The sequence below is a fragment of the Rossellomorea sp. GAMAL-10_SWC genome (genome assembly GCF_049568075.1).
GTDB lineage: Bacteria > Bacillota > Bacilli > Bacillales > Bacillaceae_G > Gottfriedia.
On the sequence record NZ_CP144911.1, the window covers coordinates 4,574,282 to 4,597,474 of the forward strand.

Annotated in this window: 21 protein-coding genes and 1 other annotated feature; of the genes, 20 read left to right on the forward strand and 1 reads right to left on the reverse strand. The window is 35.1% G+C overall.

Features of this window, described 5'->3' with window-relative positions; genetic code table 11:
* Window positions 1–254 precede the first annotated feature (254 nt).
* The 15 genes from V5E38_RS22155 to spoIID all read left to right on the forward strand — a co-directional run bounded on the left by V5E38_RS22155 (window position 255) and on the right by spoIID (window position 14,431).
* Window positions 255–623: an NADH-quinone oxidoreductase subunit A gene (locus V5E38_RS22155; RefSeq protein WP_056469320.1), complete on the forward strand. Its 369-nt coding sequence runs from the start codon at window positions 255–257 to the stop codon at window positions 621–623.
* Window positions 614–1,132, forward strand: coding sequence for a NuoB/complex I 20 kDa subunit family protein (locus tag V5E38_RS22160; protein WP_056469321.1), 519 nt, complete (start codon window positions 614–616; stop codon window positions 1,130–1,132). Before V5E38_RS22155 ends, V5E38_RS22160 begins: the two co-directional genes overlap by 10 nt.
* Complete coding sequence (locus V5E38_RS22165) at window positions 1,129–2,322, forward strand: NADH-quinone oxidoreductase subunit C (RefSeq protein ID WP_499211463.1); 1,194 nt, start codon at window positions 1,129–1,131, stop codon at window positions 2,320–2,322. Before V5E38_RS22160 ends, V5E38_RS22165 begins: the two co-directional genes overlap by 4 nt.
* Before the next feature lie 8 nt (window positions 2,323–2,330).
* Window positions 2,331–3,431, forward strand: coding sequence for an NADH-quinone oxidoreductase subunit D (locus V5E38_RS22170; RefSeq protein WP_499211464.1), 1,101 nt, complete (start codon window positions 2,331–2,333; stop codon window positions 3,429–3,431).
* Complete coding sequence (nuoH, locus tag V5E38_RS22175) at window positions 3,431–4,432, forward strand: NADH-quinone oxidoreductase subunit NuoH (RefSeq protein WP_097974912.1); 1,002 nt, start codon at window positions 3,431–3,433, stop codon at window positions 4,430–4,432. The genes V5E38_RS22170 and nuoH overlap by 1 nt, the downstream gene beginning before the upstream one ends.
* A 31-nt stretch (window positions 4,433–4,463) precedes the next feature.
* Entirely contained in the window at window positions 4,464–4,883 is a 420-nt protein-coding gene (nuoI, locus tag V5E38_RS22180) for an NADH-quinone oxidoreductase subunit NuoI (protein ID WP_025568978.1), read from the forward strand.
* Window positions 4,880–5,398, forward strand: coding sequence for an NADH-quinone oxidoreductase subunit J (locus V5E38_RS22185; RefSeq protein ID WP_025568977.1), 519 nt, complete (start codon window positions 4,880–4,882; stop codon window positions 5,396–5,398). Before nuoI ends, V5E38_RS22185 begins: the two co-directional genes overlap by 4 nt.
* Window positions 5,395–5,709 (forward strand): NADH-quinone oxidoreductase subunit NuoK, encoded by a 315-nt coding sequence (gene nuoK / locus V5E38_RS22190; protein WP_025568976.1) that lies wholly within the window; start codon window positions 5,395–5,397, stop codon window positions 5,707–5,709. The genes V5E38_RS22185 and nuoK overlap by 4 nt, the downstream gene beginning before the upstream one ends.
* A 17-nt stretch (window positions 5,710–5,726) precedes the next feature.
* The gene (nuoL, locus tag V5E38_RS22195; protein WP_097974914.1) at window positions 5,727–7,583 is read left to right on the forward strand and encodes an NADH-quinone oxidoreductase subunit L; all 1,857 of its coding nucleotides are present in this window, start codon (window positions 5,727–5,729) and stop codon (window positions 7,581–7,583) included.
* Entirely contained in the window at window positions 7,580–9,088 is a 1,509-nt protein-coding gene (locus V5E38_RS22200; RefSeq protein WP_335448674.1) for a complex I subunit 4 family protein, read from the forward strand. Before nuoL ends, V5E38_RS22200 begins: the two co-directional genes overlap by 4 nt.
* Before the next feature lie 3 nt (window positions 9,089–9,091).
* Window positions 9,092–10,588: an NADH-quinone oxidoreductase subunit N gene (nuoN, locus tag V5E38_RS22205; protein WP_499211465.1), complete on the forward strand. Its 1,497-nt coding sequence runs from the start codon at window positions 9,092–9,094 to the stop codon at window positions 10,586–10,588.
* 176 nt (window positions 10,589–10,764) lie between these two features.
* Entirely contained in the window at window positions 10,765–11,001 is a 237-nt protein-coding gene (locus tag V5E38_RS22210; protein WP_025568971.1) for a DUF1146 family protein, read from the forward strand.
* Window positions 11,002–11,081: 80 nt separating this feature from the next.
* A complete protein-coding gene (locus V5E38_RS22215; protein ID WP_499211466.1) occupies window positions 11,082–11,801 on the forward strand; it encodes a YwmB family TATA-box binding protein in 720 nt (239 codons plus the stop codon).
* A gap of 32 nt (window positions 11,802–11,833) precedes the next feature.
* Window positions 11,834–13,138, forward strand: a complete 1,305-nt coding sequence (murA, locus tag V5E38_RS22220; protein ID WP_387362447.1) for a UDP-N-acetylglucosamine 1-carboxyvinyltransferase — start codon at window positions 11,834–11,836, stop codon at window positions 13,136–13,138.
* A gap of 279 nt (window positions 13,139–13,417) precedes the next feature.
* Complete coding sequence (spoIID, locus tag V5E38_RS22225) at window positions 13,418–14,431, forward strand: stage II sporulation protein D (RefSeq protein ID WP_499211467.1); 1,014 nt, start codon at window positions 13,418–13,420, stop codon at window positions 14,429–14,431.
* Between the two features lie 308 nt (window positions 14,432–14,739).
* Here the strand turns inward: spoIID and V5E38_RS22230 are convergent, their stop codons facing one another.
* Window positions 14,740–16,359: a peptide ABC transporter substrate-binding protein gene (locus V5E38_RS22230; protein WP_499211468.1), complete on the reverse strand. Its 1,620-nt coding sequence runs from the start codon at window positions 16,357–16,359 to the stop codon at window positions 14,740–14,742.
* 51 nt (window positions 16,360–16,410) lie between these two features.
* Window positions 16,411–16,706, reverse strand: a binding site (T-box leader).
* Window positions 16,707–17,040: 334 nt separating this feature from the next.
* Between V5E38_RS22230 and spoIIQ the strand changes: the two genes are divergently transcribed.
* The 5 genes from spoIIQ (at window position 17,041) to V5E38_RS22255 (ending at window position 23,192) form a co-directional block, all read left to right on the forward strand.
* Window positions 17,041–17,835, forward strand: coding sequence for a stage II sporulation protein SpoIIQ (gene spoIIQ / locus V5E38_RS22235; RefSeq protein WP_176522483.1), 795 nt, complete (start codon window positions 17,041–17,043; stop codon window positions 17,833–17,835).
* Between the two features lie 279 nt (window positions 17,836–18,114).
* A complete protein-coding gene (spoIIID, locus tag V5E38_RS22240) occupies window positions 18,115–18,384 on the forward strand; it encodes a sporulation transcriptional regulator SpoIIID (protein ID WP_025569002.1) in 270 nt (89 codons plus the stop codon).
* Window positions 18,385–18,541: 157 nt separating this feature from the next.
* On the forward strand, window positions 18,542–19,543 hold the full coding sequence (locus V5E38_RS22245) for a rod shape-determining protein (RefSeq protein WP_025569003.1): 1,002 nt from the start codon (window positions 18,542–18,544) through the stop codon (window positions 19,541–19,543).
* 549 nt (window positions 19,544–20,092) lie between these two features.
* The gene (locus V5E38_RS22250; protein WP_499211469.1) at window positions 20,093–21,424 is read left to right on the forward strand and encodes a UDP-glucose dehydrogenase family protein; all 1,332 of its coding nucleotides are present in this window, start codon (window positions 20,093–20,095) and stop codon (window positions 21,422–21,424) included.
* Between the two features lie 244 nt (window positions 21,425–21,668).
* On the forward strand, window positions 21,669–23,192 hold the full coding sequence (locus V5E38_RS22255) for a spore germination protein (protein ID WP_335477058.1): 1,524 nt from the start codon (window positions 21,669–21,671) through the stop codon (window positions 23,190–23,192).
* The last annotated feature ends 1 nt before the right edge of the window (window position 23,193 follow it).

Consider the following 23,193-nt stretch of genomic DNA (forward strand, 5'->3'; position numbering starts at 1 on the left):
TGGTAATGACAATTGGAATATTAGAAATTTATTAGAACGACATACATATAAGGTAATTTATGATTAACGGAATTTATTTTCCAACTATATCATTCAATTTTCAGATTAATGGCAATAAATATCGACACGTTTTTGTCACATTTGTTATAATGGATACGATTACAAAACTGAATAGTAAAAATTAATGAAAAATACATTATATTTATAATAAGTATATAATGTAGAGCTCTGTAGTTAGAGGAGGGACAAGTTTCGTGAATGCTTATTTAAATAATTATGTGATCGTAGTTGTGTTTCTAGTTATAGGAATTGCGCTTCCAGTTGTGGCACTCTCGGTAATAGGTAAAATTTTAAGACCGAATGTACCAACTGAAGCAAAAGCAACGACCTATGAAAGTGGTATTGAACCATTTCATGATGCGAAGGTTCGTTTCCACGCTGGATATTACATTTTTGCACTATTATTCGTTATCTTTGATGTTGAAACTGTTTTCTTATATCCGTGGGCGGTTGCATATGATCAATTAGGGCTTTTTGCATTTGTAGAGATGATTATTTTTATTCTTATGTTACTACTTGGACTTATTTATGCTTGGAAGAAGAAGGTGTTGAAATGGTTATGAAGTTAGATGGAATTTCTGTTGCTGAAATGGAAGAACTCCAAAAGAATATTTTTTTCACGACTTTGGAAGAAGTGAAGGCATGGGCAAGAAGTAACTCGTTGTGGCCATTAACATTCGGGTTAGCTTGTTGTGCAATCGAAATGATGGGTGTAGGTTCGTCTCATTATGACTTAGACCGATTTGGATCATTTTTCCGTACTTCTCCTCGTCAATCTGACTGTATGATTGTTTCTGGAACTGTAACGAAAAAGATGGCGCCAATCGTTAAACGCCTTTACGATCAAATGCCTGAACCAAAATGGGTAATTGCGATGGGCTCATGTGCGACTGCTGGTGGACCATATGTTAACTCGTATGCAGTTGTTAAAGGAGTGGACCAGATTGTTCCTGTGGATGTGTATATCCCTGGATGCCCTCCGAATCCAGCAGCATTAATTTATGGTATTAACAAATTGAAAGAGAAGATTCGTTACGAAGCTAAAACTGGAAAGCAGGTGACGAATAAGTGAGTGAAGATAAGTCAAAAGAACAGTTAAAGAAAGAAGCAGCTGAGAGGGCTAAAGAAGCAGCTCGACGTAAAATGGAACAGTTGAAGGCAGAAAAGGAAGCTGCAAAAAATACTGAAGTTCAAAAAGAAGAAGCTCATGTAGTTGAGGAGCCTACTGTTGAAAATGAAGTTAAACAAGAGGAACCAGCTTCAGAAGATGAAAAAGCGAAAGCACTTGCACTAGCGAAAGCAAAAGCAGTAGCAGCGGCGAAGGCAAAGGCGGCAGCAATCGCAAAACAAAAAGCAGCAGAAGCAAGTGAACAGGCTCAAGCAGAAGAGTCAGAGGAGACATCTGATGATGATAAGGCAAAGGCTTTAGCAGCAGCGAAGGCAAAAGCAGTAGCGGCAGCAAAAGCAAAGGCAGCGGCATTAGCAAAGCAAAAAGCAGCAGAAGGTGGAGAAACTCCAGCAGATGGTGCAGATGATGAAAAAGCGAAAGCAATTGCAGCAGCAAAGGCAAAAGCAGTAGCGGCAGCAAAAGCAAAGGCAGCCGCATTGGCAAAACAAAAAGCAACGGGTGGAGAAGACACAGCAAGTGCTGGTTCAGACGATGAAGTGGCAAAAGCAAAAGCGAAGGCAATTGCAGTTGCGAAGGCAAAAGCAGCAGCAGCGGCAAAAGCGAAAGGTAAAACAGACGGTGGTAAAGAGGCTCCAGTTGAAGAAGTGAAACCTTCTCATAATCAACCATTGTTAGATGAAGTAAAGGCATTAATTGAAAGAGAGTTTGGAACGGATGTTATTGAGGAATCAATTATTAATACGCTTTCTAAACATGATCCAACTTTTACAATCAAAAGGGATGCTTATTTTAAAGTAGCACAGTTCTTAAAGAATAATGAACAGCTACAATTTACTTATTTATCTGGATTACATGGAACTGATTTTATTGAGTACATGGAAGTCTACTCTTACATATATTCATATAAACGTAAACATGGAATCGCTTTAAAAGTAAAAGCAGACCGTGAACAACCTATTGTTGATAGTATTACTCCAATATGGGAAGGTGCAAACTGGCCAGAGCGTGAGACTTACGACTTACTTGGTATTCAGTTTGAAGGTCATCCAAAATTGGAGCGTATCTTACTGCCAGATAATTGGGTTGGCTATCCACTAAGAAAAGATTACGTTCAATTTGATGAGGGGGTGTAGGATAAGCCATGATTCGTACGGAAGAAATGCTATTAAATGTCGGACCTCAGCATCCAAGTACACACGGTGTATTTCGTCTTGTGTTAAAGATTGATGGAGAGATCATTAAAGAGGCGACACCTGTCATCGGTTATCTACACCGTGGTACAGAGAAAATCGCTGAAAATCTTCAATATACACAGATTATTCCATATACAGACCGTATGGATTATCTATCAGCAATGACAAATAACTATGTTATCTGCCATGCTGTTGAAACAATGATGGATATTAAAGTTCCAGACCGCGCAGAGTATTTACGCGTTATTTCAATGGAATTAGGGCGTGTTGCTAGTCACTTAGTTTGGTGGGGTACAAACCTTCTGGATATTGGGGCAGTGAGTCCATTCCTTTATGCTTTCCGTGAGCGTGAAATGATTATCAATCTATTAAACGAACTGTGTGGAGCGAGATTGACTTTTAACTACATGCGCGTTGGTGGGGTTAAGTGGGATGCTCCTGAAGGTTGGATTGAAAAAGTAAAAGAATTTATTCCTTATATGAGAGAGCAATTAAAAGGATATCACGATTTAGTTTCTGGTAATGAAATCTTTATTAATCGTGTAAAAGGTATTGGTGCATATTCACAAGAAGATGCAATTAATTTTTCATTAAGTGGTGCAAATCTTCGTTGTACTGGTGTTAAATATGATCTACGAAAAGATGCGCCATATTCTATTTACGATCGTTTTGATTTCGATGTTCCAGTGGGAACAGTTGGCGATGCATGGGATCGATATATGTGCAGAATGCTAGAAATTGAAGAGTCATTAAAGATTTTAGAACAAGCTGTTGAACAATTCCCTGCTGAAGGTGAAATTTTAGCAAAAGTTCCTAAAATCATTAAGGCTCCTAAAGGTGAAGGATACGTTAGAATCGAGTCACCTCGTGGAGAAATCGGTTGCTATATTGCAAGTGATGGAAAAAAAGAGCCGTATCGTTTGAAGTTTAGACGACCATCTTTTTATAATCTGCAAATTCTTCCAAAGCTATTAAAGGGTGAAAACATCGCAAACTTAATTACTATTTTAGGTGGTATCGATATTGTACTTGGGGAGGTAGACGGATAATGATAGAAAATCTTCTACAAAGTACACCGTCTTGGATAAATTTTCTCATCTATTTAGGCTTAGGCGTTATTTTTCTATTTGTAGTTTTAGGTTTCGTAACATTTGGAATCCTATCAGAACGTAAAGTAATGGGTTTCATGCAAGGGCGTATTGGACCTAACCAAGTTGGTGGACGTTATGGTTTACTTCAAACTGTTGCTGACGTATTAAAGCTACTTTTAAAAGAGGATACAATTCCGAAAGCGGCAGATAAACCATTATTTATACTTGCACCGATCATCGCATTTGCACCAGCGTTTATGGTATTAGCAACTCTACCTTTCACAGAGAACTTACAGTTTGCTGATATAGGTGTTGGATTACTTTACTATATTGCTGTTTCAGGATTAACAACAGTTGGTGTTGTTACAGCGGGTTGGGCCTCAAATAACAAATACTCACTTATTGGTGGTATGCGTGCAGCAGCACAGATGATTTCATATGAAATTCCGTTAGTAATGAGCGTATTAGGTGTTATTTTATTAACTGGAAGCTTAAATTTAAATGATATTGTTAATGCACAGGAGAATGTGTGGTTCATTGTAACTCAGCCGATTGCTTTTATCGTTTTCTTAATTGCAGCTGTAGCTGAATTAAACCGTACACCTTTTGACTTACCAGAGGCTGAGTCAGAACTTGTAGCAGGTTATCATACAGAGTTTTCAGGATTTCGTTGGGCATTTTTTATGCTTTCAGAGTATGTTTACTTTTTTGCAATGTGTTCGTTAATTACGATTCTATTTTTAGGCGGATGGAAACCAATTGCGGGTCTAGACTTCATTCCTGGGGCTGTTTGGTTCTCTTTAAAATTTAGTGTAATTTTATATTTATTAATTTGGTTCCGTGTAACGTTCCCACGTTTACGTGCTGACCAATTAATGGAGTTCGGTTGGAAGGTATTATTACCAGTTTCATTAGCTAATATTTTAATAACTGCATTAGTAAAAAGCTTGTTCTTCTAAACAAATAGACCAATCTAAAGGGGTGTGAGTCATGATTGGGTTAGTAAAAGGTTTAAAATATACTCTTCAAAATTTAACGCGCGAGAAAGTGACGTATGATTATCCAAATCAGCCGATTCCGTTACCAGATCGTTTTCGTGGAATTCAGAAATTTTATCCAGAAAAATGTATTGTTTGTAATCAATGTTCAGCAATCTGTCCAACAGACTGTATTACATTAACTGGGAAAAAACATCCTGATCCTACGAAAAAAGGAAAAATTATCGACACATACGATATAAATTTTGAAATTTGTATTCTATGTGATTTATGTACAGAAGTTTGTCCAACAGAAGCGATTATTATGACAAATAACTTTGAACTTGCCGAATATTCACGTGATGAATTGTTTAAAGACCTCCAATGGCTTGATGAAAACGATCAAAACATTCGAAAGGAGAATAAAGCATGAGTGGTTTTGTAGTTGCTTTCTTTCTTCTTTCTTTATCAGCCATTTTAGGTGGCGTAATGATGTTAAACTCAACGAAAGTTATGCATATGATGCTTTCGCTTGTATTAACATTCATCAGTATTGCAGGGATTTATGTCCTTCTATCAGCTGAATTCGTAGCTGTTGTTCAAATTCTTATTTATTCAGGTGCAGTAACAATCTTAATGATTTTTGGAATCATGTTAACGAAACATGATATTGAAAGTGAAAAACCAAAAAGAAATTGGAGAAATATAGCTGCATTAATCGGTATTGTTGCATTTGGAGTCGTTATGTTTTTAGGAGTAAACGGACTTTCAATCGACGCATCAGATGTTGATTTAGCAACAAATAATACGAAAAATATTGGATTACAATTATTTACAAATCATATCGTGCCATTTGAAGTAATGTCTGTATTATTACTGATTGCTTTAGTAGGTGCGATTATTTTAGCAAAATCAGATGATTCAAAAGAGGAGGGTACGAAGGAATGAGTTCAGTTCCAATTAATGCTTATCTTCTCTTAGCGCTAATTTTATTTTGTATCGGATTATATGGTGCATTAACAAAACGAAACACAGTAATCGTGTTAATTTGTATTGAGTTAATGTTAAATGCCGCAAATATTAATTTAGTGGCATTTAGTAAGCTGGGTGTAGCACCGTCTTTAACAGGACAAATTTTTTCATTATTTACGATTTCAGTTGCAGCTGCTGAGGCTGCAGTGGGCGTGGCAATTTTAATTGCATGGTATCGTCATCGTCAGACAGTCAATATCGATGAAGCTGATTCATTGAAAAGATAAATAGGAGGTGGAATTTGATGATGCAGTATGCTTGGCTTGTTCCGGTACTTCCGCTAATTTCCTTTCTAATCCTAATATTAGCTGGTACAAAAGGAAAGAAAGGTAGTGGGATTTTAGGAGCAACTTTAACAGGAATCTCATTCATCATCTCCTTGTTCGTCTTATTTGACCGTCTACAAGGGGATACAGTGCAGAAACTATACACTTGGTTAACAATTGGAAATATCGATATTCACGTTGGATATGTAGTAAATGCACTAAATTCGTTAATGCTAGTAATCGTTACGTTTGTTAGTACATTAGTACATATTTATTCAACAGCATATATGGAAGAGGATGATCGAATTACAGTGTTTTTCGCATATTTGGGCTTATTTACATTTGCGATGTTAGCACTTGTTATTTCACCTAGCATTCTACAACTTTATGTATTCTGGGAGTTAGTAGGCTTAGGCTCGTTCTTACTTGTTGGTTTCTACTTTTATAAAGAAGAAGCAAAAGCAGCGGCTAAAAAAGCGTTCATTATGACTAGAATAGGGGACGTTGGTTTATTTATCGGGATGGTACTTTTATTTTGGAAAACAAAGAGCTTTGATTTCGATCAAATTTTCAGTGTAATCCAAGGTGGACAAGTGAGTACTGGTATGTTAACACTTATTGCGATCTTGATTTTCGTAGGAGCAATGGGTAAATCAGGTCAGTTCCCACTTCATACATGGCTTCCTGATGCGATGGAAGGTCCAACACCTGTTTCTGCATTAATTCACGCAGCAACAATGGTAGCAGCCGGTGTTTACTTAGTAGCAACGACTTATCCAATCTTTATTGCTAGTGGAACTGCTTTAACGGTAGTTGCGATTGTCGGAGGATTTACAGCGATTTTTGCAGCGAGTATTGGTCTTGTGCAAAGAGATATTAAGCGAGTACTAGCATACTCTACAGTCAGTCAATTGGGCTATATGATGCTTGCATTAGGTGTAGGTGGTTATACTGCAAGTATTTTCCACTTAACAACTCATGCGTTTTTTAAAGCATTGTTATTCCTAGCTGCAGGTAGTGTTATTCATGCCGTACACACTCAAGACATTTTTAAAATGGGTGGATTACGTCAGAAAATGAAATGGACATCTACACTATTCTTAATCGGTACATTAGCTATTACAGGTGTACCATTACTATCTGGTTTCTTTAGTAAGGATGAAATTTTAGCTGCAACTTGGGAAAATGGCAATTACGTTTTATTCGTAGTAGCTTTAACTGCGGCATTCTTTACTTCTTTCTATATGTTCCGATTATTTTTCTTAGTTTTCACTGGGGAAGAGAAGACAAAGGGTGCGCATGAGTCACCAATGTCAATGGTCCTTCCAATGTCTCTACTAGGGATCCTTGCAATATTTGCAGGTTATATTAATACACCATTCTTTGGTCGTCACTTAAATGAGTTTTTATTAGATGGAGCTCCATTTACAATTACTGAACATAGTCATGAGCCGGTTTGGATTATGATCGTAGCAACGCTTGTTTCTTTAGCTGGTATTACGCTTGCTTACAATATGTATGGAAGAAATGTGAAGCAATCGAAACAAGAAGAAAATGGATTATTCTATGAAATTCTTCTTAATAAATATTATATTGACGAATTGTATAACGGTTCAATCGTAAAAGGTATGTTTGCAATCGGACATGTAATGTTTGCTATTGAGCGTTTTGTAATTGAAGGACTTGCATTACTAGTAAAAGGAATTGTAAGTAGTGTCGGTGGAATTGGTTCAAGGCTTCAAAGTGGTCAAGTCCAAACTTATGGATTTATCACATTACTTGGTCTTGCACTAATCTTATTAGCAATCGTTGTGACAGGGGGGTACAACTTATGATGTCTCATTTCTTATTATGGGTTGTTTTCTCACCTTTATTGGGATTATTACTAGTTTCTTTTGCTCCAAAGAATTCTTATAAGCTTTGGGCATTATTGACTTCGGTTTTATCATTTGCAGTTACTATACTAGCTTATATAGCAGGTCAAAACCATTCTAGTTTAAAAGATTGGAATATTTCATATGATTGGTTTTCATTTGGAAAATTTTTCGCTGGATCAACTAGATTGTTTCAAGTTAAGTTTGAGCTTGGAGTAGACGGTCTATCATTAGTGATGATTTTACTTACTGGTATTATCTCATTAATCGCTGTAATAGCGGGTTACTCTATTAATAAAGGTTCAAAAGGCTTCTATCAACTACTATTTATTTTACAAGTAGGTATGTTTGGTGTATTCGCAGCTCAGAACTTAGTATTATTCTTCTTATTCTTTGAATTAACGCTAGTGCCAATGTTCTTCTTAATTGGTAAATGGGGTCGATTTGATAGTGAACGTGCTGGATACCAATTCTTAATTTATAACGGATTAGGGTCTGCATTCTTATTATTTGTTATTGCTGTCCTATTTGCTCGCACAGGCACAACAAATTATGAAGTTTTAGCAAACATTATTCCAGCAGGACAACAAACAGTTAGTCCAATTTCAGAGCATTTAAAAATGGTTCTATTAATTTGTTTATTAATTGCATTTGCAATCAAACTACCATTATTCCCGTTCCATCGATGGATGGTGAATGTTCATACTCAAGCAAATCCTGCTGTAGTAATCATTCACGCTGGTATCCTATTAAAAATTGGAACTTACGGTTTAATTCGTTTTGCTTTAGGTATTTTCCCAGAGCAATTTGAAAAAATGTCGGTAGCTCTTGCGATTATTGGTGTAATTAATTTACTTTACGGAGCTTATATTGCTTTAATTCAAAAGGAATTACGCTCTGTATTGGCATATTCAAGTTTCTCACACATGGGGATTGTTATTATTGGATTAGCAGCAATGAATAGCGCTGGAATCCAAGGAGCAATTTTACAATCAGTATCTCACGGTTTAATTGCAGCACTTCTATTTTTAATAGTTGGCATGTTAGAAAACCGAGGTGATACTACTAGTTTTGACCGTATTTCTGGTCTTTCAAAATCAGCTCCAAGACTTGCCGGCTTATTGCTTTTTGGTGGTATGGCATCGTTAGGTTTACCAGGTCTATCAGGGTTCGTAGGAGAATGGTTATCATTTGTAGGCCTTTTCCAATCTCATAAAGCAATTGCAACTGTAGGTACATTAGGAATCATCTTAACTGCAGCTTATATTTTAAGAGCAATTTTACAATTAAGCTTCGGTAAAACTAGTGAATTTATTTCATCATTCACTGATTTGTCAAAACGCGAAGCAATCGCTTCGGTTATTTTAGTATTTGCGATTGTCCTGCTTGGTGTATACCCAGCTTTCGTAAATGATATGATTGTTTCATCAGTGGATTTTATCATTCAAGGGATTAGAGGTGTATAGAAGATGACTTGGAAAGCATTATCTGAATTTCAATGGGGAACAATGGGTCCTGAGATTATTCTAGTAGCTGCTGCGCTTCTTCTATTAACTCTTGAACTCTTACTACCTAAGAATGCGAGTCGTAAAATAGTCGGCTGGGTTGGTTTACTAAGCGTTGTTGGATCACTAGTATGGTTATTCACACTTTATTCACATAAACCAATAAGTCTATTAGCGGGATCGTTTAAACTTGATTCATTTGGGCTTCTCTTTAAAACTATTTTATTAATCGGGGCAATCTTAGTTTTATTACTTGCTCTTGGAGATAAATCAATTGCAGAGCGCTCAGAATACTACACATTGTTTATTACAGCGTTAATTGGAGCAATGTATATGGCTTCAAGTAGTGATTTAATCACATTATTTGTTGGATTAGAGTTACTCTCGATTTCATCTTATATTCTAGTTGGCATTCAAAAGAGAAGAGAAGGCTCTTCTGAGGCTGCACTTAAGTATGTAATTAACGGTGGTATTTCAACTGCAATAACATTATTCGGACTAAGCTATACTTATGGCTTAACTGGTACAACAAACATTACTGAAATGAATTTGGCACTTCAACAAGGAATTCCAAGCAGTAATGAATTTCTAATGATCCTAGCATTTGTGCTAGTATTTGTTGGATTATCATTTAAACTTGCGTCTGTTCCGTTCCATATGTGGGCGCCAGATGTATATGAAGGTGCTCCAACACCTGTAACAGCATTTTTAGCAACAGTTTCAAAAACAGGTGGATTTATTATCGTACTTCGCATCTTCTTAGCAATTTTTACGGGTGCATTACTGATGAAGGAACAAAAATCTGTATTTGAAGTAATGCAACCAGTTGTAGCCACATTGGCCGCGTTATCGATGATTATTGGTAATACAATTGCTTTAAAACAAAACAGTCTAAAGCGTATTCTTGCATACTCAGGTATTGCACACGGTGGTTATGTTCTAGTTGCATTTGTAAGTATTTCACCATTCATGTTTGAGGGAATCTGGTTCTACTTATTAGCTTATACATTCATGACAATCGGTATTTTAACAATTGTCTACAATGTACAACAACAAAGGGGAACTGACTCATTATCATCATTTGCAGGGCTAATTAAAACAAATCCATTTTTAGCAATTACAATGTCAATATTTGTTTTATCACTAGCGGGTATTCCATTAACTGCAGGGTTTATAGGAAAGTTAAATATATTCTTAGGGGCTTTCGTCCAAGTTAAAGGATATTATGTTCTAGGTGGTATTCTACTTTTAACTACAGTAGTATCCTATTTTTATTATTTCGGGATCCTTCAAACTATTTTCTTTAGAAGTGGTGAAGAGCGTAAAGTTGTACTTCCTAAGACACATTTATTCGTTGTATTGGTTTGTGCTATTTTAACAATTGTATTGGGTATTAAACCATCTTTAGCATTAGAGGTATTTCATAAGCTAGACATTGTGAAAGACTTCTTTATGGCGTAAAATATATTTAAATTAAAAGTGTAGGTTGATTCCTACACTTTTTAATTTGTAGAAAAAGTATAAAATTAGGTTTTCAGACTGTTTGAAATTTCGTGTACTAAGAACACATGGGCTAAAAATGCAACTAGGCAATCTGAAAATTTTTTCTATAAAAATGCGGAAAGAGGACGTGGAAAATGGAAGCTTTAGTTGGGACAGAAGCGTTATTAGCAATAATTGTCCATTTATTTTTCATTATTTTAACTTGGTGGGCTTTAACAGCAATTAAGTGGGAGAGTATTATGAAAAAAGGCCATGTTGCCCAAATTCGACTTTTTATGGTGCTATTGACGATTACAATTTCTTCTGCTGTAAGTAGTTTTTTCCTAGACTATCTTCAATATACAAAAAACATTACATATTTATTGAAATAATTTGTCAAAAAGTATGTTACGATGTACCGTATAAACCCCTCTCTACCTGTGAAAAATGGAAGTAAGAGAGGGGATTATTTATGAAAAAGACTATGTACATATTATTAATTACGATTACTTTTGCTTCTGCACTATTTTTTAATTGGGGTAAAATCGGTATGGCTGACACAGGTGTAGGCCAATTGAATCGTTTTGCAGACGTATTAAATAAAAAAGACATTTCGGTTACAAGTTGGAATTTATACGCAAGAGAAGCTAAAATGAATACTTCGGTGTCCAAAATAATCAGTAAATATAAAGAGGATTTTAAAAATTTTAAGTGGACGAAAGCTGACAATGGTAATAAAATAATTGGTACGTTTAACCATAATTTGGTCACAGAAAGAATCGTTGTTACATCTACTGGCAATAACAGCAGCTATGTAATTTATGAACTTAGTGGGACTAAATGGGACCAACAGGCTGAAAAAGAAACGAATAAGCTTATAAAGAACTCATTGGAAAATATTTTTAGTAAAGAACCTACTTTTTTTACTTGTATTAAGGGGACAATGGGTGGTAAACTTGAAGGTGTTTTGCAGGGTATAAAAAATGATTTTTTGGGGACTTTTAAAGCAACAAAAATTGAAGAAATAAAAGAAGGGGCATTCGTCTCTGTTTCAGCATATACTGAACAGTGGAATGACGCTCTGGTTGCAAATGGCAAAAAAATTAATTTACAAATTGCAATACGTGAAAACAATGTTGATAAATCAACGACAATTATTATTGGCACACCGATTATAACAGTAGAATATTGATAGATCTATTTTAGGACACGGAGGGGAAAAGTTTGGATAAAATCATTGTCCGTGGCGGGAAACAGCTTCAAGGCACAGTTCGTGTAGAGGGTGCAAAAAATGCTGTCTTACCAGTTCTTGCTGCAGCGCTACTAGCTAGTGAAGGAAAAAATATAATTCATGACGTACCAACTCTATCTGACGTTTACACGATTAACGAAGTTCTTCGTAATTTAAATACAGAGGTTGGGTTTAAAAATAATACAGTAACAGTTGATGCTTCAAAGGATTTACATGTTGAAGCACCATTTGAATATGTTCGTAAAATGCGAGCATCTATTCTTGTAATGGGACCTCTTTTAGCAAGAAATGGTCATGCACGTGTAGCGTTACCAGGTGGATGTGCGATTGGATCTAGACCAATTGAACAGCACTTAAAAGGGTTTGAAGCAATGGGAGCTCAAATTACGGTTGGTAATGGTTTTGTAGAAGCAAAATCAAACGGTCGTTTAAAAGGGGCAAAAATCTATTTAGATTTCCCAAGCGTAGGTGCAACAGAAAATATTATGTCTGCAGCAGCACTTGCTGAAGGAACAACAATTCTTGAAAATGCTGCAAAAGAACCTGAAATTGTTGACTTAGCAAACTTCATTAATGCAATGGGCGGTAAAGTTCGTGGTGCTGGAACAGGCACTATTCGAATTGAAGGTGTACCAACATTATTTGGTACAACTCATCACATTATTCCAGACCGTATTGAAGCTGGAACATTTATGGTAGCAGCAGCAATTACGAATGGAAACGTATTAATTGAAAATGCAGTTCCAGAGCATTTAAGCTCAGTAGTAGCGAAAATGCGTGAAATGGGCGTAACAATTATCGAAGAGGAAGAAGGTCTACGTGTAATTGGTACAGACAATTTAAAACCTGTAGACATCAAAACAATGCCTCACCCAGGCTTCCCAACAGATATGCAATCACAAATGATGGCACTTCTATTAAAAGCTAATGGAACAGGCATGATTACTGAAACAGTATTCGAAAATCGTTTTATGCACGTGGAAGAATTCCGTCGCATGAATTCAAATATTAAAATTGAAGGTCGATCAACTATTATTCATGGACCAAATGATCTTCAAGGAGCAGAAGTAGCTGCTACGGATTTACGTGCTGCTGCATCACTTATCCTTGCTGGTCTAGTTGTTGATGGATATACTCGTGTTACTGAATTAAAACATTTAGATCGTGGTTATGTAAATTTCCATGAAAAGCTTGCTGCACTTGGAGCGGACATTGAACGTGTAAACGAACCAAGCACAGCTGTAGAGGAAGAAACACTTAAAGATTTACAAGCGTAAACTAAAAACTAATTCAAATGCCTGGCACTTTGTGTTACCCCACATAGAGTCGGGCATTTTTGCATTTTCATGCAACTTTCTACTATCAGTTATAGACAGAAACCTTATAAAATATTCTAAAAATAATAAAAAAATAATACAATTTGTTAAAAGAATCTAATTTGAGATGAATCTATTATTTGTTCTAAATGCTTGTCCATATACATAAATTATCTTTAGAAAGGGCAATTAGTTGAAAATTGTCATTTAAAGTTGTTTTGAAATGGATAGGAGGAAAATATGAAGTCATTTAAAACATTAATCACTGCAGGATTAACTACTTGCTCAGTCGTTATTATTATCCCTACATTGCTTGTTCTACCATTTCATAGCCATACAGATGGTAGATTGGTTGATCAGCTACAGAAAAAAGCAAACCAAGTCGCAGCAGCGAACAAAAATGACAATCTAAGTATTGAAGTCTTTAGAACAAAAACACAAAAAGTAGAAAAACTACCAATCGAGGAATATGTATTAGGAGTAGTAGCATCAGAAATGCCAGCAAAATTTGAAACAGAAGCACTAAAAGCACAAAGTTTAAGTGCAAGAACATTTATCATCAAACGATTGAAAGAAGGTAAACCACTGGATGAAGGTGGAATTGTTGATGATTCAGTTAATTTTCAAGTCTTTCAGGATCGCGATGATCTGAAGAAAAGATATGGTGCTGAATACGATAAAAATATAGCTAAAATTGAAAAAGCTGTAAAAGCCACTGAAGGACAAATATTAACTTACAATGGACAACCTATAACTGCTTCATTCTTCTCTACAAGCAATGGATACACAGAAAACTCCGAAGAATATTGGAAAAATAGTGTACCATATTTGAAAAGTGTACCGAGTCCTTGGGATTCCGTTGCTCCAAACTATATATCAAAAAAATCATTTACAATAAGTGATTTCGAAAAAAAACTTAATGTAAAAATTAATAAGTCAGACATAGGGAAAGTCACCTTGAGAACACAAGGTAAACGTGTAGAACAAGTAGTGTTTGGTAAAAAAACTCTCTCTGGTAAAGAAATTAGAGAAAAACTAAACTTACGTTCAACGGATTTTTCATGGGAGCGTTCAGGTAATGAAATCATCATTACAACAAAAGGCTTTGGCCATGGAGTAGGTATGAGTCAATACGGAGCAAATGAGCTTGCTAAGCAAGGTAAAACATACGATGAGATTGTTAAGTATTATTATAAGGGAATCAACATAAAGAAGCTTAGTAAGAAGGATTATGACCTATTAGAGAAGCTTTGAGAGTTCAGACTGTTGACAAGCGCTTGCAGTCAGTCTGAAACTCAAGTTTTTTAGTACTTTGTCTACACACTGGACAGACCTCATGAAGGTCTGTTTTTTGTTTATCGGTTTTATATGAAAAGAAGAAATTAAATTTAAAAACACTCTAAATCGAACTAAGATTCGTTCATTTAGAGTGTTTTTTGATTAAAGAAAGTATTTATTTTGGGATATTACGAAGTTTAATTGCAGAATTACCAATGTTATTTGGTTCAATTTCAGTTCCTTAGTATATATAAGAATACAATTCACACTTATTTACTTAGCCCTTACTGCTTTTGAGCATATTTATAATAAAAATATCCAACAAATGGACGTACCTTTATGTTTTTTACATTTGATTTTTGCAAGTATACATAGCCAGCTTGGTAAACTGGAGCAATCGCAGCATCATCTAGTAAAAGGTCTTCAGCATTATGAAGGAGCTGAGTACGTTCTGTTTCGTTTTGTAAGCTGATTGTATTTGCTTTTTGAACAAATTCGTCATATTTAGCATTTTTATAATTTAATACATTTAAAGCTGATTTAGATGTAAATAGCTCTAAATAAGTTGTTGGATCTGGATAATCTGCGCCCCATGTATCTAGAGAGAGATCATAGTTTCCTTGCTGACGCAATTCGAATTTTTGTTGTGCAGGCTGTACGACAATATTAACTGTTAGACCTTTTAAATTTGTTTCTAATTGTGATTTTAAATATTCACCGATTTTACGCGATGTATTGTTATCACTTACTAGTAATGAAATTGTAGCTTTTGACTTACCACTTTCAGATAAAGCTTCTTTAAATAAAGATTTAGCCTCCTCTAAATTTACTGTAGAAGGATGAGACGTTGAGCCAACAAAGTCGACCCCTTTCGAGTTTTTTACTAAACCTTTAGGAATAATTCGATCAGTAGGAATAGAGCCATCGTTTAATATCGTTGTACTAATGTCCTCTTTATTATAGCCATTTGCGATAGCCTTACGTACTTTTACATTTGCTAAAAATGGATTTTTGTGATTAAAGCTGATGTAAGAGACAATTGGCATAGCTAGTTTGTTTAATTCTTTATTCCCTTTATAACGATCGATAACATTAGAATCAATAATCGCTTGGTCAAGTTCACCTGTTTCATAAAGATTAACTGCAGTTGTTGTTTCTTTCATGATTTTAACGTCAATTTTATTTACATGGACATTCTTTTTATCATAGTATTGCGGATTTTTTGTCATAGTGAATCCAGCCCCATGATCCCATTTACTAACAACGTAAGGACCATTATATAAAGTTGTATTTGCTTCTAAACCATATTTGCTACCTTGCTCCTTAACGAATTTTTCATTTAACGGGAAGAACATCGGTAAACTTGTCAGTTGAAGGAAATATGGGATAGGGCGTGCAAGTTTAATTTGTAATGTTTTATCGTCTAGTGCAGTTACCCCGAGTTTATCCACAGATAACTTTCCTTGGTTAATTTCTTTTGCATTTTCAATATCATATAAATCGTATGCAAACTGAGCTTTAGTATTTGGATCAACTGATCGTTTCATTGCAAAAACAAAATCTTTTGCTGTTACTGGATCTCCATTTGAATATTTAGAATCCCTTAAGGTAAATGTATAAACTTTACCATCCGTACTAACTTTATGTGACAAAGCAGCAGCGGGAACGTATTCTCCTTTTTCATTTGGCATGTAAAGACCTTCCATTACGCTATTAAGTGCGTTTAATGATGGTCCATCTAAAGCTAGTGAACTATCAAGACTTACAATATCTGAAGTATCCATTAAATGTAACGTATGATCATTTGACTTCGAAGCTGTTTGATTTGATTGTTGTCCACAACCTGCTAGTGCCAATGTGAATAATAAAGTAATTGATATGAAGGTTTTCTTAGTAAATATCATTTTATTTTTCTCTCCTTATTTTTGGGTACAAAAAAAGAGTCCCCGCCTTATAAAAAGGACGAGGACTCCCGTGGTGCCACCTTAATTAGTCTAAAAACCTTTAGACTCACTTTGCAGTATCAAAACAAATGAATTGAACTACCTTGTGACAAAAAGCAGTATCGAAACATGAGTTTGAATACCCGTCTCTTTTATCGGTGAGACGTCCGCCAAAGCCTACTGCATTAATAAATGGTTCGGTTTGGGTGCTCAGAAGCCCATTCAAAAATATGTCCGTACTGACTTCCACCAACCGTCAGCTCTCTGAAACTTTCATATAATCTACTCTTCTTCATCATCGCAAAAAATATATAATGACTGAAATAATTTTTTAAGTTTAAGTTTTTAATACATCGTACAAGCTTGTAGTGTGATTATATTTTGTAATAAAGAAAAATGCAAGAAAAATATTTTGTGAACTTTATAATGAGACTTATTAACTTATCCACAAATATTGTGTATAAACCTTGTGGAATTGTGGATAAATCGCTTTCATTTGTTAATATTTTTCTAGTATTTTGTGGATTAATGTGAATTAGTTTGAAATTGTGTGGAAAAATAAGAATTTTGTCGAACTAAAATTTTCTAAATTGCGTATATAATTCCAGAAATCTGTTGACAATGATTGCAGAGGTGATAAGGATGAGAGAGGAACAAAACAAAAAAACTTCTCAAAAGGTTATTAAAATGTTAAGAAAGCGTTGGGTAGTACCAGCAATTTATTTAGTAAGTGCGGCAGTTATTTTGACAGGTGCGTTATGGTATCAATATAGTAATGCTCCAACTCCAACAAAAACTGGAACTACAGTTGATACGAGAGAGCCAGAGGCAATTCCAGCTTCACAGCCAGAAGAAAAATTAACTTACCCAGTTTCAAAGGATGCAACAGTTCAAGTTAAAAGTCATTATTATGATGACTCTGCTTCAAAAGATGAGCAACAAGCATCATTAATCCAAATGGATAATAATACTTTCACGATCAACACTGGTATGGATTTAGTTGATAAAAGTGGAAAAGAATTTGATGTAACTGCAGCACTTAGTGGTACTGTTACAAAAGCTCAAAAAGATGCTGAGCTAGGTTATGTAGTTGTAGTAGAAAGTGGTAACGGATTAGTTTCATATTACCAAAGCTTAAAATCTGTAAGTGTTGAGCCAGGAACAAAAGTTTCACAAGGACAAGTTCTTGGAACAGCTGGAACAGCTTTAATTGGCAAAGAAAATGGCATTCATGTTCATTATGAATTACGCAAAGATGGTGTAGCAATTAATCCAGAGAAATACCAAGGACAAGATGTTTCATCAATTATTAGTTCTGAAAATACAAAAAGCGAAACAAAAGAATCGAATACAATGAATACTTCTGGTAATGTATCTGATGACAATGAAGAAGGTTCTTCTAATACTGATTCAACTGGAAATAAAATTCAACAATAATAATTAAGCAATTCACAAAGTGCCTAACACGTGGGAATCATACCCCATATGTGTTGGGCACTTGTTTTTTTCTGATAATTGTGCATAGTTAGACACCTTTGCTAATACAATGTTATAAACCCATCAAAGAGGTGTTTGAGGTGAGGAATCGTGGATTTTCTACCTAGTCAAAATAAATGTACCTCAGCAGGTCAGTCAGAGCAGGAAAAAGAGCAGCTTAGTCAGTCAAAACGAGTCTCATTTCACGCTTCTCACATCCATTTAGAGGAGGAGAGTAGTGTGCACGATTACATCAAAGAGAGAACGATCAAGATTGGGAAATATATCGTGGAGACGAAGAAAACAGTTCGCGTAATAGCCAAAGAGTTTGGAGTGTCAAAAAGTACAGTACACAAAGATTTAACAGAACGCCTACCGGAAATTAATCCAGATTTGGCAAATGAAGTAAAAGAAATTTTGGATTATCACAAATCAATTCGTCACTTACGCGGTGGAGAGGCTACAAAGCAAAAGTATCAAAAAGAAGACGTTGAGAAAGTAACTAAATAGGGTTTCTGAGCCTTGAAAACAAAATTAGAAATATTTAACCTCCTGTTCACAAATATTAATTACTAAAAGTAGTTCTTTATGGTAAAATTATATTTTGGTATGGAACGTATTCGGGGAACTGCTCATGAGTATAGTGAATAAGGAGGAGCCAAAAGGAATGTTTTCTAAGGATATCGGAATAGATCTTGGTACAGCCAATGTCTTAATACATGTAAAAGGTAAGGGAATCGTATTAAACGAACCTTCTGTAGTTGCAATAGAGCGTAGTAGCGGTAAAGTATTAGCAGTAGGGGAAGAAGCAAGCCGCATGGTAGGTCGTACACCTGGTAATATCGTAGCAATTCGTCCACTTAAAGATGGTGTAATTGCTGACTTTGATATTACTGAGGCAATGCTACGTCATTTTATAAATAAATTAGATGTAAAGGGATTCATGTCAAAGCCGCGTATTTTGATTTGTTGTCCAACAAACATCACATCTGTTGAACAAAAAGCAATTCGTGAAGCTGCTGAAAAGAGTGGCGGTAAACAAGTTTATCTTGAGGAAGAGCCAAAGGTTGCTGCAATTGGTGCTGGAATGGATATATTCCAACCAAGTGGTAACATGGTAATTGATATTGGCGGTGGGACAACCGATGTCGCAGTCTTATCGATGGGAGATATCGTCACCGCCTCTTCAATTAAAATGGCAGGGGACAAGTTTGATATGGAGATTTTAAACTATATCAAGCGTGAATACAAACTGCTAATTGGAGAGCGTACTGCAGAGCAAATTAAAATTGAAGTAGGTACTGTTTTCCCTGGCGCAAGAAATGAATCAATCGATATCCGTGGACGTGATATGGTAACTGGATTACCTCGTACAATTACTGTACAATCTGATGAAATTCAAAGAGCATTAAGTGAACCAGTTTACTTAATCGTACAAGCTGCAAAAACAGTATTAGAGCGTACACCACCTGAATTATCAGCTGATATTATTGATCGTGGAGTTATTCTTACTGGTGGCGGAGCATTACTGCATGGAATAGATATTTTACTTGCTGAAGAGTTAAAAGTACCTGTTTTCATCGCTGAAGATCCAATGCAATGTGTTGCAGTAGGTACTGGAATTATGTTAGAAAACATTGATAAGATTCCAAGTCGCTATTTAAAATAAAAATCTCAAGCTTTGTAGCTTGACTACACACTGAAATCTCAAGCATAGAGCTTGGGATTTTTTTGTTTGGAATTTATTAGGAGCAGTTATCTTTGTAAGAAAAGTGTTTAGGTTTTGTAAAGTTAAGATGAACTAGAAGGTAGTCAAAGTTGGAATAGAGAAAAGGAAAGTATCAAAGTTTAAAAAGCTCCATTTAAAGTTTAAATTAAGTAATTGTAAACCGTGGATTATCTAGGTAAGCAGTACATATGATTTAATACTTAAAACTCTAACATCTTAAAAATTATGTAAAACTCTCCTCTAGTTTAACTTGGGACTTGATCTAAAAAAATCGGAAAAAGGATGATGATTAGTAGATAGTTAATTTAACTGGTGTAAATGATGATCAAACTTCAAGATAAGTAGAGATACTAAATTTTATCTCTTTAAAAAACAGTAGACCTATAGAAATCAGATCTGAATTTGCAATTAAAAGTAAATTTTATCACTTTAGGCAGTGTTAAAGGTTTTTTATCTTTACTGAATAATTGTATAGGATGGGGATGAACCATGACGCATATAGTTGTTGCAGGTACGGGATATGTTGGTCTTACTACAGGAGTTTCATTTGCTTCAGTTGGTTACAATGTAACGTGTGTTGATATTGATGTTGAAAAAATTCAATTACTGCAAAAAGGAATTTGCCCTATTTATGAACCGGGTTTGAAAGAATCATTAGTAGAAAATATTTTCCTTAATAAAATTGAGTTTACAACAAATTACAAAGAAGCTTATAGCCATGCAGATATCATATTCATTGCGGTCGGTACACCAGAACTTCCAGATGGAACAGCAAGTTTGCACTATTTAAAAGGGGTTGCGAAAGAGATTGCAATTAATGCTAAAAAAAATTTAACAGTTGTTATTAAAAGTACTGTTCCAGTTGGAACGAATGAGGCAGTTAAGAGAATTATGCTGGAAAATGCCCCTCGACATTTAACGATTGATATTGTATCAAATCCTGAATTTTTAAGGGAAGGTTCTGCACTATACGATCTATTTAATGGTGATCGAATTGTCATTGGTTCCGAAAGTCAAAGTGCAACGGAATTAATAAAGGAATTATATAAACCATTTAATACGGCTATTTATACAACAGATGCAAGAAGTGCGGAAATGATTAAGTATGCGTCTAATGCATTTTTAGCTACTAAAATAAGTTTTATTAATGAAATTGCCACAATCTGTGAAAAATTAAATGCTAATGTTGATCATGTTGCTCATGGTATCGGGCTAGACCACCGAATCGGTTCAAAGTTTTTAAAAGCTGGAATTGGATATGGCGGATCTTGTTTCCCAAAGGATACGACTGCTTTAGTAAAAGAAGCTGAGCTAGTAGGTGTAGACTTAAAACTATTAAAATCTGTTATTACAATTAATAATCAACAAAAAATAAAACTTTTTGAATTAACAAAATCTCTTTTTGGAAATTTAAATAATAAAGAAATTGCAATTCTAGGAGTTAGCTTTAAACCAAATACAAATGATATTCGACATGCACCTTCTATCGATTTAATTAATCAGTTCATCAGAGAAGGTACTAAAATAACAGTGTATGATCCATATGCATTACCTGAATTAAGAAAAGTATTCGGAGATTCCATAAATTATTCAGTTAATGTGAAGGAAGCTATTCATGATAAAGACGCTACATTAATTTTGACTGAATGGAGAGAAATCATAGAAACCGATCTCCAATTATATGAGGAGCTAATGAAGCTACCGTTAGTAATTGATGGACGTAATTGTTTTGAATTGACTCAAATGCAAAAAAAGAACATCCACTATTACTCAATCGGTCGAAAGCCGGTGAATCCAATACCACAGCTTATTCGTAAATAAATATAATAAATTATAGACTCTTTAATAGGAGTTGGACCCTTAAGTTGCTTGGATAAGACACGGCACTTCTGAGATCGAGCAACCTAGAGGGAAAAAATTCTTATAACAAAAGTGAAGCGGGGTGTCTCATTAGACAGCCTTTTTTTTATGTGCAAAATAATCCACTTAGAAAACAATACATTAAATGAAATATTTTGGAAAAAGTATAAGAATAATAAGCCATGATTATAGGGTGGTGGAAAAAGTGTTTAACTATAAAGAAACCAATAGTGCAGCTACAAGTAAAAAAATTCCATTTCAAAATAATATATCCCGTTCTTTAAGTAAGGACATTTTAGAGAATATAAAAAGAATAAAAGATGATTTTGGAGATAGCTCCGACCTTGTGATTCGTCATGAAACACTTGGGGAAGGCATGCAGTATTCTTTTGCTGTGATTCATATTGACGGAATTTCAAATGAGAAATTAGTGAATGATGGAATCATTAATAAAATCGTTAAAATTAATGCAGAAAAAGAAACAACGCTGTCATTAACGGATTTAGAGAATGGCTTAAAAAGCGTAATCGCCGTTTCAAGTTTAAAATCACAATCAAGCTATACAAATCTCCTATCGGCATTACTAATTGGAGATACCGTTGTTCTTTTAGACCATGATAGTAATTTCTTAGTTGCATGTACAAAAATGGTGCAATCTAGAAGTATATCAGAGCCTTCAACACAAACTGTAATCAGAGGACCAAAGGATAGCTTTACAGAAAGCTTACGTACAAATACTTCTCTAATTCGTAATAGAATTCAACACCCAGCGCTGCGAATCGAGTCAATGAAAATAGGTGAAGTAACGAGAACTGATGTAGAAATAATGTATATAAAAGGTGTTGTAGATGAAGAGTTATTAAGGGAAGTAAAACATCGTTTAGAGGCTATTAATGCAGATGAAATCTTAGAATCCAGCTATATTGAAAACTATATTCAAAACGATCAAAAGACTATTTTCCCTACAATGATTAACTCAGAGAGACCTGATGCTGTAGTAGGTAACTTACTGGAAGGACGTGTTTCAATTTTTATAGCTGGTACACCATTTGTCTTAATTTTACCAGCTACATTTACACAGTTTTTTCAATCTCCAGAGGATTATTATCAAAGCTCATATATTGGTACTTTTTTAAGGTTGCTACGTTATATGTCCTTTTGGACTGCTTTGTTTGCACCTGGAATTTTCATTGCAATTACATCATTTCATCAAGCAGTAGTTCCAACGGTTTTATTAGTAAGCTTAGCAGCCCAACGTGAAGGTGTGCCTTTGCCAGCGATTGTTGAAGCCCTTGGAATGGAACTAATTTTTGAAGTATTACGGGAAGCCGGAATTCGAATGCCAAGAGCGGTTGGGCAGGCGCTTTCTATTGTTGGAGCCTTAATCTTGGGGCAAGCAGCTGTACAAGCAGGATTTGTATCTGCGTCAATGGTAATCATCGTATCAATTACTGCGATTGCTAGCTTTACGATCCCTTATTATAATATGTCAACAGCCGCTAGGATTCTTCGGTTTATATTATTATTGGCAGCAGCTTATATTGGTTTATTTGGAATGTTGATTGGCGGTTTAATTATATTATTACATATGTGTAGCCTACGATCTTTTGGAGAGCCATATTTTGCACCATTTGCTCCATTCCGTATAAAAAGTCAAAAAGATACTATTTTAGTTGTACCTGGTCAAGGAAACCCAAAAACCGTTAAAGAACAAAGTACTGGAGAATAAG